General features: G+C 44.0%; 14 protein-coding genes and 1 tRNA gene. 8 read left to right on the top strand and 7 right to left on the bottom strand.

Features of this window, described 5'->3' with window-relative positions; genetic code table 11:
- Positions 1-291: 291 nt before the first annotated feature.
- Complete coding sequence (locus Q7J63_RS06480) at positions 292-561, bottom strand: GIY-YIG nuclease family protein (protein WP_304884823.1); 270 nt, start codon at positions 559-561, stop codon at positions 292-294.
- Positions 562-601: 40 nt separating this feature from the next.
- Positions 602-678, bottom strand: a tRNA-Asn gene (locus Q7J63_RS06475).
- A gap of 280 nt (positions 679-958) precedes the next feature.
- Between Q7J63_RS06475 and Q7J63_RS06470 the strand changes: the two genes are divergently transcribed.
- From Q7J63_RS06470 to Q7J63_RS06460, 3 genes are all read left to right on the top strand, one after another.
- Entirely contained in the window at positions 959-2248 is a 1290-nt protein-coding gene (locus tag Q7J63_RS06470; RefSeq protein ID WP_304884822.1) for a Gfo/Idh/MocA family protein, read from the top strand.
- 271 nt (positions 2249-2519) lie between these two features.
- Entirely contained in the window at positions 2520-2978 is a 459-nt protein-coding gene (locus tag Q7J63_RS06465) for a (2Fe-2S)-binding protein (protein WP_304884821.1), read from the top strand.
- A gap of 31 nt (positions 2979-3009) precedes the next feature.
- On the top strand, positions 3010-5289 hold the full coding sequence (locus Q7J63_RS06460; RefSeq protein ID WP_304884820.1) for a xanthine dehydrogenase family protein molybdopterin-binding subunit: 2280 nt from the start codon (positions 3010-3012) through the stop codon (positions 5287-5289).
- A 723-nt stretch (positions 5290-6012) separates the two neighbouring features.
- On the opposite strand, the gene Q7J63_RS06455 is transcribed toward Q7J63_RS06460, so the two are convergent.
- Positions 6013-6936: a ThuA domain-containing protein gene (locus Q7J63_RS06455; RefSeq protein ID WP_304884819.1), complete on the bottom strand. Its 924-nt coding sequence runs from the start codon at positions 6934-6936 to the stop codon at positions 6013-6015.
- An 83-nt stretch (positions 6937-7019) separates the two neighbouring features.
- Between Q7J63_RS06455 and Q7J63_RS06450 the strand changes: the two genes are divergently transcribed.
- From Q7J63_RS06450 to Q7J63_RS06440, 3 genes are read left to right on the top strand one after another with little or no spacing between them, the layout of a single operon-like run.
- On the top strand, positions 7020-7991 hold the full coding sequence (locus Q7J63_RS06450; protein WP_304884818.1) for a PmoA family protein: 972 nt from the start codon (positions 7020-7022) through the stop codon (positions 7989-7991).
- Between the two features lie 25 nt (positions 7992-8016).
- The gene (locus tag Q7J63_RS06445) at positions 8017-9387 is read left to right on the top strand and encodes a Gfo/Idh/MocA family protein (RefSeq protein ID WP_304884817.1); all 1371 of its coding nucleotides are present in this window, start codon (positions 8017-8019) and stop codon (positions 9385-9387) included.
- A gap of 4 nt (positions 9388-9391) precedes the next feature.
- Positions 9392-10771, top strand: a complete 1380-nt coding sequence (locus tag Q7J63_RS06440) for a putative oxidoreductase C-terminal domain-containing protein (RefSeq protein ID WP_304884815.1) — start codon at positions 9392-9394, stop codon at positions 10769-10771.
- Between the two features lie 68 nt (positions 10772-10839).
- Here Q7J63_RS06440 and Q7J63_RS06435 read toward each other — a convergent pair whose 3' ends face one another.
- From Q7J63_RS06435 to Q7J63_RS06420, 4 genes are all read right to left on the bottom strand, one after another.
- A complete protein-coding gene (locus Q7J63_RS06435) occupies positions 10840-11262 on the bottom strand; it encodes a hypothetical protein (protein WP_304884813.1) in 423 nt (140 codons plus the stop codon).
- A 313-nt stretch (positions 11263-11575) separates the two neighbouring features.
- Positions 11576-12229 (bottom strand): YiiX/YebB-like N1pC/P60 family cysteine hydrolase, encoded by a 654-nt coding sequence (locus Q7J63_RS06430; RefSeq protein ID WP_304884811.1) that lies wholly within the window; start codon positions 12227-12229, stop codon positions 11576-11578.
- Positions 12230-12353: 124 nt separating this feature from the next.
- Positions 12354-12632, bottom strand: coding sequence for a hypothetical protein (locus tag Q7J63_RS06425; RefSeq protein ID WP_316928883.1), 279 nt, complete (start codon positions 12630-12632; stop codon positions 12354-12356).
- Between the two features lie 5 nt (positions 12633-12637).
- Complete coding sequence (locus tag Q7J63_RS06420; RefSeq protein WP_304884920.1) at positions 12638-14308, bottom strand: DNA polymerase/3'-5' exonuclease PolX; 1671 nt, start codon at positions 14306-14308, stop codon at positions 12638-12640.
- Between the two features lie 155 nt (positions 14309-14463).
- Here Q7J63_RS06420 and Q7J63_RS06415 point away from each other — a divergent pair, with 155 nt between their 5' ends.
- Complete coding sequence (locus Q7J63_RS06415) at positions 14464-14871, top strand: EVE domain-containing protein (protein ID WP_304884809.1); 408 nt, start codon at positions 14464-14466, stop codon at positions 14869-14871.
- The gene (locus tag Q7J63_RS06410) at positions 14868-16493 is read left to right on the top strand and encodes a hypothetical protein (RefSeq protein ID WP_019600614.1); all 1626 of its coding nucleotides are present in this window, start codon (positions 14868-14870) and stop codon (positions 16491-16493) included. The genes Q7J63_RS06415 and Q7J63_RS06410 overlap by 4 nt, the downstream gene beginning before the upstream one ends.
- The last annotated feature ends 108 nt before the right edge of the window (positions 16494-16601 follow it).

The raw sequence follows: 16601 nt of genomic DNA, 5'->3' as shown, positions 1-16601 counted from the left end.
CCTCCACTACCACCTACAACAGCATTATATAATGCCCGGCCAAATCCCAATGTCTTGGACCTCATCCTTTAGGAGATAGTTAAACTGGATAGATCCCCAAGTCAATGCTCTCCTGCTCCAGCACTGGGATTCTCCCTACTATAAAATCAACATTCATTTCCCTGTTCCATGGTCTAAAAACGCAAAAAAAATCCCTGCATCTCTGCAAGGCTTTTGCTCCTCCTGTTGAGCTTCCCGATTCGTTCGTCTCTTGGGATTGCCGAAACAAAGACCCATCCCGTTCAAACTGGGTCAGACGCAATTCCAGCCTCCCGCTATTCGCTTTTCTATAAATATTCTTGATTTCTGATTTTTGATGAATTTTTCCGCTTTTAAGGATTCAGTTTTTGATTCATATCCAAAAACGATTTTCAGTTCCCAAGGAATGCCCCGCCTTGTCCAGATTTTATTTCTTGCACCATCATTGTGGAATGCTATCCTATTCGCCATATTTTCGCTTTGACCAACGTAATATTTATCGATGGAAGACGAATACAAAATATAAACAAAAAATTGTCCCATGGTCCAAAAATGCAAAAAGCCCTGCATCTCTGCAAGGCTTTGGCTCCTCCTCTTGGGCTCGAACCAAGGACCCTCTGATTAACAGTCAGATGCTCTAACCAGCTGAGCTAAGGAGGAATTTGTTGTTATTTTGCCAACCCTTTCGGTTAACGTGATGCAAACTTAGCAGGATGTTTGATTTTTTCCAAACCTCACTCCCAAAATATTGTAGTTTTTTCTAGCCGAATCCATTTTTTCCTATTAATCAGCCACTTAATTTTCTCAACCTAAAACATATTTAATTACCCCAAATAAATATGTTGAGCAAATACCTCAAATCAGATGGAATCGAATAGGTTTTTTCCTTAAATTGAAATACCGCTTTTCTTTCTTGCATTATCCTCTAATCAAAAAAGGTATGGACCCCACTTTCAACAGAAGAGATTTTATCAGACTGAGTGCCATTTCTACACTCGGGTTTGCTTTTCTCCCCTTTTCAGGTTTGCAAGCCGCCCCCTCCGACCGTGTCCGGATCGCAATCATCGGGCTTGGAGGGATGGGCCTCTCCCATCTCAATTGGTTTGCCAATCTCCCCGATGTGGAGGTGGTCGCCTTGTGTGATGTAGACAGCAACAGGGCAAAAGATGCCCTGAAAAAACTCAACAAAATCCACCCGGACAACAAAGCAGTCACCTATACCGACTTTAGGCACATTCTTGACCGGCCAGACATTGATGCAATTACCATTGCCACTCCCGATCACTGGCATGCCCAGATTGCGATCCTCGCCTTCCAATCCGGAAAGGATGTTTACGGTGAAAAACCCCTCTCCTATTCCTTTAAAGAAGGGCAAATGATGCTTGATGCTTTGGAAGAACAGGGTAGGATTTTTCAACTGGGAACCCAGATCCACGCAGGAGACAATTACCATAGGGTTGCAGAAATCATTCAATCGGGGGAACTTGGAAAAATAAAATCGGTGAGGCTATGGAAAACCGGTGAACCACCTATCATCAAAAGGCTCAACTTCCAGACCCCTCCCAAGAGTCTCAACTGGGACATGTGGCTGGGTCCGGCTCCCTATTCGGAATATGCCCCGGAAAAATGCCATGTCAATTACCGGTATTTTATGGAATATTCAGGTGGAGTGTTTCAGGATTTCTGGTGCCACATTGCCGATGTGCTCTACATGTCCTTGGAACCAAACAAACTCAATCGGATATCGGCTACAGGACAGCGGTCACCCGGTATGGGAGACACGGCTGCTTGGATGAATGTGGATTATGAATTCAAAAATCTTGACGTGCACTGGACTTCAACCCCTCCGAACATCCCTGGTGCAGAAAGAAGGCATATTGGGGCATGTTTTGAAGGGACTAAAGGAAGCCTTATTTGCGACTATAACAGCATGGAAATATACTTCAATGGAAAAATACTGAATGACATTCCGGAAGTAGCGCTGTCTATCCCGCGCTCGCCTGGACATCAGCAGAATTTCATCGATTCCATCAAATCAAGAAAACAACCGGAATCCAACCTTGAATATGTTCGCGAAATGACAATGCCGATGCACCTTGGCCTCATTTCATTCCAACTGGGCAGACCTTTGGAATGGAACCATCGAAAAGAGCTGTTCCAAAAGGACGATGAGGCAAACGGCTTACTTTGGAGACCCTACCGGGACAAGTGGAATCTTATTGGCGCATAATTCCGGGAATATCCTTAAACCCGAATTCCAATACAGCGGAAAAGTAACGGAAATGAGCTAACTTGAGGTAAGTTAAATGGAAATATGCATTTGATTTTCTAACAGGATTGAAACTGCAAGAAAATCAGGCTTTTGAGAGGATATGGATAATCCCTAATATGGTGAAGTCAAAAAAACATACGAATTACTGATTATTAAGAAACTATACCCTGAAATTGGTAATGCATAACAAGGGTTAAATTGTTAAATTATTCAAAAAACACTCCCAACGATGGACAACAAATACACCCTCACTATAAATGGCAAAAAGCAGGAAGTCACTGCTCCGGAAGACATGCCCCTCCTCTGGGTCATCAGAGATTTGCTTTCGATGAAAGGAACCAAGTTTGGCTGTGGCCAAGCACTTTGCGGAGCCTGCACTGTCCACTTGGATGATAAGGCGGTAAGATCTTGCAGCATGCCGATTTCCGCAGTTGGCGATAAAAAAATAACCACCATTGAAGGCCTTTCAAAGGAAGGCGACCATCCCCTCCAAAAAGCCTGGGTGGAACATGTGGTCCCTCAATGCGGATATTGTCAATCGGGACAAATCATGCAAGCAGCAGCACTGCTCAAAGAAAACCGAACACCTTCAGGGAGCGAAATCGAAGCCGCCATGGCAGGAAACCTTTGCCGATGCGGCACCTATAACCGCATCAAGGAGGCCATTCTCACCGCCTCCAAGTCCTAAAAAAATTCTGCTCATTCAAAGCGATAAAGCCATGCTACCAAAACTCCCTTTTTTCAAAACAAAAGAGCCCAAAATCCAAAGCAAAGTATTCATTCCCTCCAGAAGGGAATTTTTAAAGATAAGCTCACTCGTCACCGGGGGATTTGTCATGGGTATAAACTTCCAATGTGCTGGTCCAAAAGGTGAAGTCATCACCTTTGCGCCAAATGTCTACATCAACATCTCTTCTGACAATGTCATCACACTTATTGCGCATCGCTCTGAAATGGGCACGGGAATCCGAACTACGCTACCAATGATCGTTGCTGATGAAATGGGAGCAGAGTGGAGCAAAGTAAAGATTGCCCAAGCAGAAGGTGATGAGGAAAAGTACGGAGACCAGAACACCGATGGATCTTATTCCATCCGGATGTTTTACGAGCCCATGCGACTTGCGGGAGGTACGGCACGCCAAATGCTACAGGCTGCAGCGGCTGCCAAATGGGGTGTAGATGTCTCAGAATGCAGCACTGAAAACAGCCAAGTTCTCCACTCCAGCGGTAAAAAAATCAAGTTCGGAGACCTGGTCGCTGATATGGGGAAAATGGAAATCCCAAAACCTGAAAGCATCACGCTAAAAGAATTCTCAAGCTACAAATTGATCGGGAAGGATGTCACGATATATGACGCAAAAGACATGTCAACAGGGAAAGCCATCTACGGAGCCGATGTAGACCTCCCGAACATGCAAATTGCGGTCATCCGGCGAAGCCCTGTTGTCGGGGCGAAAGTGATCTCATTCAATGATGAAAAAGCAATGGCCATTCCCGGTGTCAACCGGGTGGTAAAAATCGAGGGAGCAGGCAATCCTCCGGGATTGGACAAACCACTAGAAGGCGTAGCGGTCATCGCAGACAATACCTGGGCAGCCATGAAAGGCCGTGATGCCTTGGAGATTGAATGGGATTTGGGAGAAAACCAAACGTACAGCTCCTCAAAACAGCTGGAAGAGATGCTAAAAAGCACCACTGGTGATGGGAAGTTAAGAAGGGAAAGAGGGGATTTCAAAGCTGCGCAAAGAAATGCAGGCAAAAGGATTGAAAGAACTTACCTAGCCCCTTTTTATGCCCATGCCACCATAGAGCCGCCAGCAGCCATCGCCCATTACCAGGGAGACGGAATTTGTGAGATCTGGGCACCTACGCAGCATCCCCAATGGGCAAGACAGGCCGTTGCAGACGCACTTAATATCGATTTATACAATGTGACCGTAAATGTAACATTATTGGGTGGTGGCTTTGGCAGAAAATCCAAACCTGATTTTGTGGTAGAGGCAGCCTTGCTATCAAAAGCCGCCAAATCACCTGTTCGGGTACAATGGACCAGAGAGGACGATTTACACCATGATTTTTTGCATGCCCAAAGTGCACAGAGGATCAAGGCAACTTTAGATAAAAACGGCAACCTTAGCGGATGGAATCACCACACTGTTTTCCCTGCAATTGGTGCTACAGCCAGTGCCACAGAACTCCATCCTTCTGATGGAGAATTGGGACTTGGCTGCATCGACTTTCCTTTTGACGTCCCCAATATCCGGATAGAATCACATGAATCAAAGGCCCATACCAGGATCGGTTGGCTGAGGTCCGTCAGCAATATCCACCATTCTTTTGCCACCAACTGCATGCTGGATGAGCTTGCTGAAGCAAAAGGAGAAGATCCTGTTGATTTCCTATCGGGATTGCTGGGTGAAGACAAAAATCTGAATTTTGAAGGGGAAATTAAGGGTCAATTTGGCAATTATGGCGAAAGCATCGAAAAATTCCCATTGAATACCGGTCGGCTGAAAAGAGTAATTGAAATAGTGGCCAAGGAGGCGAACTGGAAAAACGCAGTTGCAGAAGGCAAGGCGATGGGATTCGCGGCGCATAAAAGCTTCCTTACTTATGTGGCCTGTATCGTGCGCGTGGAAAAAGGCGCAGATGGAAAGCTATTGATCCCAGAGGTGTTTTATGCAGTGGATTGCGGTATTGGCGTGAATACCGACAGGATAAGATCCCAATTTGAAGGCGGTGCACAATTTGCGACAAGTCTAGCCATGACCTCTGCCATTACCTTGGAAAACGGAAAAGTCCAGCAAAATAATTTTGATGGTTACGAAATCATCAGAATGCCCCAATCTCCAAAAAAGATCCATGTCCACATTGTCGAGAGCATGGAAAAACCAACGGGCGTGGGTGAACCACCCGTACCTCCCTATATCGCGGCACTTTGCAATGCCATGTATAAACTCACCGGTGAGCGAATTTATCAATTGCCTTTCAAGGCATAAGCAACCCCAATCAGGAACAAGCAAAGAAGGTATACACAATTATTCAATTTCAATTCTTGGTATATTCCGAATGGATCTTTTTATTTCTTAAAACAAAAACAGCCTTCGTCAGGGCTGTTTTTGTTTCGACAGATCGCACCGATCCTTTCAACCCGTTTTATGCATTACGAACTCAATTCAATAATGTAATTTACTGATAATCAATTAGGTGTTGACTATTTTTGACTTCACCCTATTGGTGTCGGGAATAATTCTCCCAATCGTCTGATTTCCTTGTAGTTTCAACCCCATTTGGAAACCTATTCCATAATTAGGGTTCAAACCCTGTTATGCAACACCATTTCGGCTTGTAATTGTAAATAATTATAATTCCTTATTCTTATTGAGTCCACCACATCGGAGCCACGCCTTATTCCCCAAATCGACTGATTTTCTTGCAGTTTCAAATCCATTTGGAAACCCAATGCATCTTTTGGGGTCCATCAAAAGGTCTTCTAACTTGTAAAAAAATCAATTTGACTATCCATGATTTTTCCAGTAGACAGCAAAATTCACATGATCCTCTCCAGAAATCTTAATCGGTGACTTCTTCCTTCTTTCAGCTTGGTCCCTTTTCTTGGAAATATATTTTACTGGCAAAATAGCGGATGCTCATATCAATTAATTTTTAAACATGAATACCGCGCCAAGAAAAGTCAATTTTTTACATTGAAATTTTCAATTTTACTGCTTTTTAATCGGTGTTTCATCGCATTCTACATCGCCCACTACATACTGCATCCCGTCCAGAAAAAATCGCAGTAATTCCGGGTTTTCAAAACTTTGGGCATTGTGTGATGGTGAGCAATACATCACTTTCCCTTTTCCTTGTGCCCTAATCCATGCCACATAGGTTTTTCCTTCGGTCAATGCATTCCTCTGCCCTGTGATTTCTGAATTGTTGAAATAAAGCAAAGGCTTAAAATCCAAGTCAGAATAGGCGTTTTTGTAAAAATAAGGTTCATCCACATGATTGAATCCACCTACCGGAAAAGCCTGGACCAGCGGATGGTTTGGGTCTTCAAGTCTTACTTGAATGGCCTGCTGTGGAGGATGATAATCGAAACTTGCTCCCACCAATCGACTGAATGCACCGGAATTGTTTTGCGCCGTCACCGCACCATGAAGCAAAAGCAAGCCTCCCCCATTTTGGACATATTCCAGCAGGTTTGCCTCCAATTTCAAGGCCCATTTCATCACTTGGGCACTGTCGGCATCAGATTCCTCCCTCAACTTGTCCCAAAACAAATTCCTGTGATCTGGCTTGGAACAGGTATTATTCAGTACTACGGCATCGAATTTTTTGAGGTTTTCCATTTCAAACATCCCAACATCCTTACTTCCTGTTACCTCAAAAGCACCACTTTTCTCACTGATCACTTTCAACATCTCTTCCGTATGTGGAATCACCCAATGGTCAAAACCTGTATGCAGTGAAAAGACAAGCACATTTTTCTTTTCTGAAATCGGGAAAGTTGCACTCTCCGGCGCCAGAGAATGTATTTTGTCAATCCAGGTTTTATCCAACTTTACTTCGGGAAGGCTTTGTGATTTTGCGAAGAAAACTTGGCAAAAAAGGAATGAGAAGAGTAAAATCTTTATTTCCATTGGTATAAAAGGAGGAGGTATCATCTGAGATTATGAGGATTTTTATAACTTGAAAATCCGAAAACCCAATAACCTAAAAATCAATGGAATTCAAAAGACTTTTCTTCCAAAGCCTCCTTATCCTCGGTTTACCTGCATCTGCTTTCTCTCAGCAGGTCCAACTCCAAGAAACTCCCAGCGGGATAGATTTTAAAAGCGGCAAACATTTGCTACTGACCTACCAGACGGCGGCAGCTGGGGTACCGGGTGGCGTGAAACCGGAATTTAAAAAATCCGGATTCATCCATCCCCTCAATTCTCCATCTGGACAGAAACTCACCAGGATCCAACCTCCTGACCATTACCACCACTACGGAATTTGGGGTCCTTGGACCAAAACAACCATTCAAGGTCGTGAGGTCGACTTTTGGAATTTGGGTGACGGAAAAGGCCGGGTGGACTTTGACCGCATCATTTCCAAACAGGAAAATCCAGAATTTGCTGAATTGGTCGTCAGACAAAAGCACATGGACTTACTTGCTCCTAATGGTCCACAGTTGGCGATTGAAGAGGATTTGGGCATCAGGGTTTGGAACAAGAAAAATAACCGATACATAGTGGATTATACCACGACCATTTCCACTCCCCTTGCATCAAGTGTCATGTTGGATGCCTACCGATACGGTGGAGGGATTGGTTTCAGGGCCACGGAAATGTGGGACCATACCAACAGCACAGTATTGACATCTGAAGGACACGACCGAAAAGCCGCTGACGGTTCCTTTGCAAAATGGGTAATCATCGAAGGCGTAAGCTCGGATGCCTCCGGCAAAAGCGGTATACTTTTCCTCAGCCACCCACAAAACAGATCTCATCCAGAACCGATGCGGGTTTGGCCAGAGGACGCCAACGAGGGAAAGGAAAATGTTTTTATTGAATTTTGTCCCATCCGCCATGAATCCTGGGAGATTTTGCCAGGCAAAAAATACACCCTGAACTACCGAATGGTTGTTTTTGACGGCTCCCTTACCGCTGGGGAAGCTGAAGCCTATTGGAAAGCATTCTCAAAAAATTAACTCCCATCTAACCTAAAACCTCCCCATGAAAAGAAGACACTTTATCCAAAAGAGCGCAATGGCAACAGCAATAATGGGTTTTCCCACTATTGTACCTTCCTCAGTTTTCGGCAAAAATGCCCCCAGCAATAAAATCAACATCGGCCAGATTGGCTGTGGCCGGATCGGTCGCGACCATGATCTTCCCGGCACCTGGCAGCACGACAAGGCCAGGATTGTGGCAGTTTCCGACGTGGACAGCAAGCGAATGCGGGAAGGAAAAGAACTTGTAGAACAATATTATACCCAAAAAATGGGGAGTCCCTATCTCAATGTAAAGCAATATGGGGATTATAGAGAAATGCTGATGGACAAAGACATCGATGCCGTCATCATCAGTACTCCTGACCATTGGCACTCCCAGCCGGCTATGGAAGCGGCATTGGCAGGCAAGCACATCTATCTCCAAAAACCCACTTCCTTGACCATCAAAGAAGGCCGCCAATTGGTCGAAGTGGTGAACAAAACTGGAATTGTCCTGCAACTTGGCACCCAGCAGCGCTCAAGCGACCAATTTAGAATCGCGGCAGAATTGGTGAGAAACGGAAGAATTGGAAAACTCCACACCGTCAGGATTGGCTTGCCCGGAGATCCCGCGGGGCCTGAAGCACCACAAATGCCCATACCCAAAAACCTGGATTTCGACAGATGGTTGGGCGCAACACCAGAGATTCCTTACACGGAGATTGGCGTCCATCCTCAGCATGATTATGGCCGTCCAGGTTGGCTGAGACACGAAAATTATGGTGCGGGGATGATTACCGGGTGGGGCCAACATCATTTTGACTGTGCGGCTTGGGGAATGGATACCGAACTTACCGGACCCAGATTTATCGAGGCAGTCGCCGAATTCCCAAGATCTGGCCTTTGGAATGTCCATGGAGACTTCATGGTCAAGGCGGAATATGAGAATGGCATAATGATGCTGACCAGCGGTGGCTATCCCAATGGCATCCGGTATGAAGGTTCGGACGGCTGGATATGGGTCTCACGTGGAAGTTATGTGGCCTCCACAAGTGATCCGGTTTCGCAAGGAGCAAATGCAAAAGCACTCGACGCATCAGACCCAAAAATACTCCAATCCATCATTGGTCCAGAGGAGATCCATCTGTATAAAAGCGCTGAGCAGCATGGCAATTGGCTGGATTGTATTGAATCGGGCGAGGAACCCATTTCACCTGTAGAAATCGGTCATCGATCGTGCTCGGTATGTTTGGTCAGCCATATCGCGATGAAGACGGGCCGAAAACTGGAATGGGACCCCAAAACGGAGCGCTTTGTCAACGATGCCGAAGCCAATTCACACCTCAGCAGACCCCAAAGAGCGCCTTATGGAACAGACAATGTCAAAATTTGAACCAATGAACATTAAATTAAGAAGGCTTTTTGTGTTGTTTCCCCTTTTGATTTTCCAGTTTTGCAATGCACCAAAAGAAGATACCATGGAAAAATCCGAAAAGGACAAAGTGATCATCATGAGTCTTGATCCCGGTCATTTCCATGCTGGATTGATCCACAAGACCATGTATCCCAAAGTGGATTCGACTGTGTATGTTTTCGCCCCCGAGGGAAATGAACTCGCCGATTACCTCCAACGGATAGCGGGCTATAATCTTCGGGAAGAAAACCCTACCTCCTGGAACATTCAAGTCGAAAAAGGCGAGGATTATTTGGAACAAATGATTTCCAAAAAACCTGGAAACGTGATGGTGGTTGCCGGCAAAAACGACCAGAAGATCGACTATATCCGTGCAGCCATTGCAAACGGCATCCATGTCTATGCAGACAAACCGCTGGTGATCAATCAAGCTGGGTTCAAGGAATTGATCAAGGCTTTTGAGGAGGCTGCTCAAAAGGATTTGATGCTTTATGACATCATGACCGAGCGCTTTGAGATATCATCGATGCTTCAACGGGAGCTTTCAATGCTTCCAGAAGTTTTTGGCGATCTTGAAACAGGGACTTTGAAAAATCCGGCCATTACCAAGGAAAGTGTCCATCACTTTTTCAAGTATGTTTCGGGTCAGCCATTGATCCGTCCGGATTGGTTTTTTGATGTAAACAAAGAAGGCGAGGGAATTGTCGATGTGACGACACATTTGGTGGACTTGATCCAGTGGGAAGCTTTTCCCGAAATGATTTTGGACACCACGGATGTTCAGATGTTGGCTGCCAAAAGATGGCCAACTACCATGAATTTGGATGAATTCAAAAAAGCTACCGGAAAACAAAGCTATCCTGAATTTCTACAAGACCGTATTCGTGGAGAAAAATTGGAGGTTTTCAGCAATGGTGAAATGAATTACACCCTGCGTGGAAAGCACGCCAAAGTCAGTGTTATCTGGAATTTTGAAGCACCCGAAGGTGCTGGAGACACCCATTTCAGCATGATGCGCGGCACAAAAGCCAACTTGATTATTCGTCAGGGAAAGGAAGAAGGATATAAACCAACCTTGTATATTGTACTTTTGGAAGGTCAGGAGAAAGCACTGGAGGAAGCAGTAAACAACAAACTCCAATCTACATTCCCGGGACTTGGATTGGAAAAGCTGAAAAACGGAGAATTCTTGGTCAAAATCCCCGAACGCTATCATGTCGGCCATGAGGCTCATTTTGCACAGGTGACGGAAAGGTTTTTGGAGTATTTTGAATCCAAAAAAATGCCTGACTGGGAGGTTCCAAACATGATCGTCAAGTATTTCACCACGACCAGAGCATTGGAAATGGCGAAAACACCCTAAAGGGATTTATCGCACAAAAAAGATTAGTGGTGGAGGAGGCAATAAGCCTTTCTCCACTTTTTTCTTTTTTACGCCAAAGTCATTCTGTTTTTTCTTGTCAGTTTTTTGATGAATTCCAATTTCCGGAAGCGTAAAGCGGACCAATCTTCATCAATCGCTACCTGTCTCACACCCTCAAACCCTGATTTACCCAAAAACGCCCAACCCTTGTCCCGGCTGATGACAGCTTTGTATTTCTTGGAAGTTCTCTTTGGGTAAGCCATCCAGAAAATCTCATCATTTTGGATATTGGCATGTACGGCTTCATAATTCACCCTGATCTCCTCTTCGGTTTGGGCAAAGAAAAGAAAAAATCCTGCTTCTTGCAGCAAGTTTGTCACCAAGCCCTGATCAATCCAATCCTTCATTTTTTCGTCAAGATCTTTGGGGGCATTCCCAATAAATATCTTGGTGTTCTCCTTGTAGTTGAGTTTTTTCAGAAGTGGATCCATGAGCTGATTTTGATATCTCTGGTTTGGAAAATCTAAAAAAGGAAATTTAACCCGATCTATGCATGACCATTTATAAGCCAGCCTGAAATTACTAAATAATCATTCCTTACCTACAATTTTTTACTTCACCACATCGACACTATCCCTTATGCTCCAAACAGCCTGATTTTCCCGTGGTTTTAACCCCATTGGGAAACCTATTGCTTATTTTGAGTTTAATCCATTATGCATTGAAAGTCCCAAAAAACACTCAATCCTCTTTCCTGTAAAGGCAAAGAATTATGAGGAGCTACCAATAGAACAAAAAAGATTTTCAATAAAACGCATATATAATCTCCAGCACCGGTTCCAATGACATTCCTCCGGGATTAAGTCCCATTTCACCTTCAGGCGCGGAAATCCCCATCTTTGCATAGTAGGTATTCCAAATCCCAAAAAGCTCACCCGTATCCGGGTCCACGAAGGTCATGGGTTTTGGGGTAAAAACATTCTTGCCGCCATTGGCTTTTTTGAAAGCAAAATGAATCAGTTCGGAGCAGTAATAGGTGTCGTTTTCCAAGTCAAAAACAACATCATAGGGTTTTCCCAAAAGCGCTTGGGCCTCGATAAGCGCTGCAGGAATCAGTGGCTGGAATTCGGGAACCAATCTTCCCACGACCACTTTGGGGTTTCCATTTCCATCCAGTTGCCTTCCCATAAATTCCTTTAACGCAGTTTTGCTGACACCCTTAGAAACCGCCTCCAGGACAAACCACTCTCCTTTTTCTTTCATTAAAAGGCCATTATGAGAAAAATCGAGGTCTTCATAACCCTGAGTCACTTTTCGAATGGCATCACAAAAATCACCACAATCCCCATCTTGGAACAAAATATCTCCCTCCTGCCAATCCATTTTATCCCCACTGCAGGAGAAAAAAAGCAGAGCACACAAAAAAGTCAGTGCATGGATAAAATTGAGTTTACGCATCTGTTTCAATTGTTGATTTTCATTTTTTTTACAAAAAGGAGTATTTGGGACCAATATTTTTTCCTTGGCCTATCGGCTCAATCTCCAATCCTTGGGTTTTTATGCATTTCGAAAAAACAAAAGGTCAAATCACCATAAAAAAGAAAATCAACGATACGGTCAACACCAGAATCATTTTTTTGGCCTTTTCCTTTACCGCCTCTTTGATTTTGCGTTTTCTCAAAATGAGCACACTGATGCTCAATGCAAAAAGCTGAAGGGCGATACCCACACCATTCAGGGGCTGCATTGGCGCATCGAGCCATTGAAAATATCCATTCGCTAGCGGTATCAAACAAAGTAAAATTCCTGTAACTCCAAATATAAAGGACCGTTGAATCAACAACTCCTCATCTTTATCCATCCAATTCATTGTTCCAATGTTGCTTTAATTTTATCTTTTCTGCCTCGAAAATAACTTTCCATTTCCACGAGCGATAGCGCGTTGAATGTCATGTCTTTGGTCAGCCCTCCTTTCCTTCCCACCATTACTCCATATTTCATATCGGCATATCCCTCCATGGCATGCGCATCCGGATTGATGGAAAGCTTCACTCCCTGCTCCAAGGCATAATGGACCCATCTCCAATCCAAGTCGAGACGCCAAGGGTTGGCATTGATTTCTATCACCACTTGCCGGGCAGCACAGGCATCAATGACCACTTTATGATCAATCGGATACCCTTCCCTTCTCAGCAACAAACGCCCGGTTGGATGGCCCAAAATGGTAGTGTAGGGATTATCGATTGCCTTTAGCAATCTTGCAGTTGCCCTTTTCCGATCCATACTTAAAGGGGAATGGATCGAGGAAACCACAAAATCGAAACCTGTCAAAATCTCGTCGGGATAGTCCAAACTGCCATCATTCAGGATGTCGCTTTCGATCCCCTTAAAGATTCTGAATGGTGCCAATTCAATATTCAAGGACTCAATTTCCAAAAATTGTTTCTCAACCTTCTCGATTTCAAGTCCACCTGCGTAAAATGCCGAACGGCTGTGGTCTGAAATCCCCAAATATTCGTAGCCCAACTCCTTGCAATGCACTGCCATTTGTCTCAGTGTATGCTTTCCATCGCTGTAGATAGAATGATTGTGCAGGATCCCCTTCAAATCCTTTACTTCCAAGAGTGCTGGGATTTCGCCGGATTTTGCCCACTCAAATTCAAAAAAACCTTCCCGTAGTTCTTCGGGAATCCAGGACAGTCCTGCTCTTTGGTAAGCTTCCTTTTCGTCCTGGAATGGACCCTCATTCAAAAAATCGATCAAGGGTTTTTGATCCTCCACGGGGTAAAGCAGGTGGGCCTTGCTCCCGGTTCTCAATATTTTTTCTTTCACAAAATTCTCTTCCCCGCAAAAGTGGATGTCCACCTTGACCTCAGGGGAAATAATCACCCCTCTCCATTTAAATGGGCTAGAGGATTTTTTGTCTTTTTCAAGATTCTTGATCCCTTCCAAAGCAGCCATCACTCCCCTTCTGTCCTTAGTGGAAACAAGGAATTCCACGGATTCGATGATTTCCATTTTTCGGGAATATTCGCCAACGGTCACGGATTGATCCACTACTTCCAATTCTTTTATCGCATCTGCAACTTGCTCTACCGCTGCTTCTACTTCGGCATAAAGCCATTTGCCAATGTTGGCAACCTTGAATTCAAGACCTTGAATGATGCTTTCCTGAGTTTTCTCGCCAAACCCTTTGATCTTGGCTACCTGGCCTGCTTGGCAAGCCTCAAGCAATTCATGGGTGGAAGTGATGTTCAACTCCTCCCAGAGGGTCTTTACTTTTTTGGGTCCCAATCCCTTTATTTCCAAAATCTCAAGGATGCCCGTTGGTGTTTTGGCTAATAAATCCTCCAGAACGGAGTGGGTTTGGCTTGTTCCCAAGGAAAAAACGACCTCTGCAATACTCTTCCCGATTCCGTTGATGCCTTGCAGCTCAGAAACCCCCAAGCCTTCGATGGAGATTTCACCCCTTTCCAAGGTATTCACAGCGGTTTGATAACTTTTGATTTTAAAAATATTTTCCTCGTGGAGCTCCATCAGTTTGATGATCAGCTTGAGTTGGCGAATGATGCTTTTTTGGTCCAAAATCTTAAAAAGGTTGATTATCGATAAGGACAAATGTCACCAATAAATGTTTCAAAATAAAATCTTAAAGCTTAACTTAAGCAAATCAATCCAATGAAAAAGACCGTATGAAGTATTGGCTAGTCAAATCCGAACCGGAAACTTACAGTTTTGAAGACCTAACCAAAAAAGGGGAAGATGTTTGGGATGGCATCCGGAATTTTCAGGCAAGGAATTATCTAAGGGAAATGGAAATCGGCGATCATATCCTATTTTACCACAGTGGAAAAAAGAAGGAAATCGTCGGCGTGGCCAAAGTGAGCGCTTCCGCCTTTCCCGATCCCGGGGACAGCCAGAACAAAGGTTGGCTTGCCGTAAAAATCAAACCGGTGAAGGCACTTTCAAAACCAATGGGATTGGAGGAAATCAAGGCAGATGACAACCTGAGAGATCTGCCCATGCTCAAACAATCCAGGCTTTCGGTCATGCCTGTAGAAAAACCACAATTTGACCATATCATAAAAATAAGCTCATGAAGCCTACATTCATTTTCTTCATTTTTTTACTTGTCCAAATACCTGGTTTTTCACAAATCCAGTTTCTGGAAAGGTTTGAAATTAATTCAAATTTCAACGACAATAATTTTACCATTCTGCCCTCTTCAGAAGGATTGATTGCATTTCGAAGCCTTTCGGAAAAAGGCCTCGGTTCGAAAAAAAAACTCCAGCTTTTGGAAATGGATTATGAATTGAAGTTCGAAGAACTTTCTGAAATCAACATCAGGGACAATTATGAACTTGTTGGCTTTGACCTGGATGGTGATTTTTTTTATGCCATGTTACAAAAAGGGACTTACCAGACAGACGACCGGTATGTGATGGAAATCAATCTTGCTACGATGGAATTAAAGGAGATCAACATCAAGAATGTCCTCAACATGGAATTGAGTGAATTTTTGGTTTTGAATCGCAAAGCCATATTCATGGGCACCACTGAAATGAGACCCGTGGTTCAGATTTTTGACCTGGAAACCAACAATATGGTCACCGTGCAGGGAATTTATTCCAAAGACACGCAAATTCTCCAGTTGAGAAAAGATCCTGCCCTCGGGATTTTTGACATCTTGATCAGCAAGCGGGACAAATTCAAAATGAAGCAGGTCTTGGTTCTGACCTTTGATGGAGAGGGAAACAAGATAAGGGAAGTGATGATAGACAAATTGGAAGATTCAGACATGGAAATCGTGGAAGGCATTTTGACACCTATCCAAAATTACCAGCAAAGCCTCATCGGTCCCTTTGGACAGCGAAAAAGAGAAGCGTTTTCCGGGATCTACATCACCAACATCAACGAATTCGGGGAATTCAATACGAACTATTACACGTTAGAGGATTTTCCCAATTTTTACAATTACCTAAATGAAAAGAACCGTGAAAAAAAGTTAAGGGCTGTGGAAAAAACCATTGAAAAGGGAAGAAAACCGACAATAAGCCCAGTTTTTTCCACTCGGGAAGTCATCAATTTGGAGGATGGATTTTTGGTTTACAATGATTATTTTTCTGCCAGCAATCCGAGATACATGCCCCGAGACGGTGTCTATGCCAACAATATATACAGGATGAATCCCTTCAACCCTTTTATGGGAGGCATGTATGGCGACCCCCTTTTGGGATATGGAGGATACCCGAGGTATCCAAGCATGGCGCGGGAAGGGGAATACAAATTCATCTCGGCACAATTTGCGCTGATCAACAAAGATGGTCGCGTGATCTGGGACAATGCCCTAAATCTGGAGAACAAAACCACTGCCGATCCCAGCAAATTCGGGGAAATCAGTTTTGACGGAGAAAAACTCCATTACCTGTATCTTGATGGACTGGAGATCAAGATGAGTTTCCTCAAAAACGGAGAAGTGATTTTTGAAAACCAGCCCTTCGAAATCCAACTTATCAAGGAAAACGAACGGATCCGAGATACGCAAGAAAGCAGTTTGCAACTGACTTGGTGGTTTCAGGAGTATTTCCTACTCTCTGGAAAACAAAAAATTCGCTTTCAAAACGAATCCGGAAAAGAAGAAATCCGTGAAGTTTTTTTTATCACCAAAATCAAGGTGAATGGGGACTTATTCGTCCCCGAAGAAGGCCTTAAAAAACAATGATATCTAGGCAACAGATTTTCAATTCGACACAAGTATTAAGGCTTTCTTGAACAGAGAGAAATCATTTCTTGAAATCCGGTTTCAAGGATGGCGCATTTATACGAAGCC

This window comes from Rhodonellum sp., from assembly GCF_030656585.1.
Taxonomy (GTDB): Bacteria; Bacteroidota; Bacteroidia; order Cytophagales; family Cyclobacteriaceae; genus Rhodonellum; species Rhodonellum psychrophilum.
This window is presented reverse-complemented; position numbering and strand designations above follow the sequence as displayed.

Excerpts from the sequence above, each read along its gene's own strand:
- Q7J63_RS06480 (WP_304884823.1), bottom strand. The coding sequence starts at position 561 with ATGGGACAATTTTTTGTTTATATTTTGTATTCGTCTTCCATCGATAAA.
- Q7J63_RS06470 (WP_304884822.1), top strand. The coding sequence starts at position 959 with ATGGACCCCACTTTCAACAGAAGAGATTTTATCAGACTGAGTGCCATT.
- Q7J63_RS06465 (WP_304884821.1), top strand. The coding sequence starts at position 2,520 with ATGGACAACAAATACACCCTCACTATAAATGGCAAAAAGCAGGAAGTC.
- Q7J63_RS06460 (WP_304884820.1), top strand. The coding sequence starts at position 3,010 with ATGCTACCAAAACTCCCTTTTTTCAAAACAAAAGAGCCCAAAATCCAA.
- Q7J63_RS06455 (WP_304884819.1), bottom strand. The coding sequence starts at position 6,936 with ATGGAAATAAAGATTTTACTCTTCTCATTCCTTTTTTGCCAAGTTTTC.
- Q7J63_RS06450 (WP_304884818.1), top strand. The coding sequence starts at position 7,020 with ATGGAATTCAAAAGACTTTTCTTCCAAAGCCTCCTTATCCTCGGTTTA.
- Q7J63_RS06445 (WP_304884817.1), top strand. The coding sequence starts at position 8,017 with ATGAAAAGAAGACACTTTATCCAAAAGAGCGCAATGGCAACAGCAATA.
- Q7J63_RS06440 (WP_304884815.1), top strand. The coding sequence starts at position 9,392 with ATGAACATTAAATTAAGAAGGCTTTTTGTGTTGTTTCCCCTTTTGATT.
- Q7J63_RS06435 (WP_304884813.1), bottom strand. The coding sequence starts at position 11,262 with ATGGATCCACTTCTGAAAAAACTCAACTACAAGGAGAACACCAAGATA.
- Q7J63_RS06430 (WP_304884811.1), bottom strand. The coding sequence starts at position 12,229 with ATGCGTAAACTCAATTTTATCCATGCACTGACTTTTTTGTGTGCTCTG.
- Q7J63_RS06425 (WP_316928883.1), bottom strand. The coding sequence starts at position 12,632 with ATGGATAAAGATGAGGAGTTGTTGATTCAACGGTCCTTTATATTTGGA.
- Q7J63_RS06420 (WP_304884920.1), bottom strand. The coding sequence starts at position 14,308 with ATGGAGCTCCACGAGGAAAATATTTTTAAAATCAAAAGTTATCAAACC.
- Q7J63_RS06415 (WP_304884809.1), top strand. The coding sequence starts at position 14,464 with ATGAAGTATTGGCTAGTCAAATCCGAACCGGAAACTTACAGTTTTGAA.
- Q7J63_RS06410 (WP_019600614.1), top strand. The coding sequence starts at position 14,868 with ATGAAGCCTACATTCATTTTCTTCATTTTTTTACTTGTCCAAATACCT.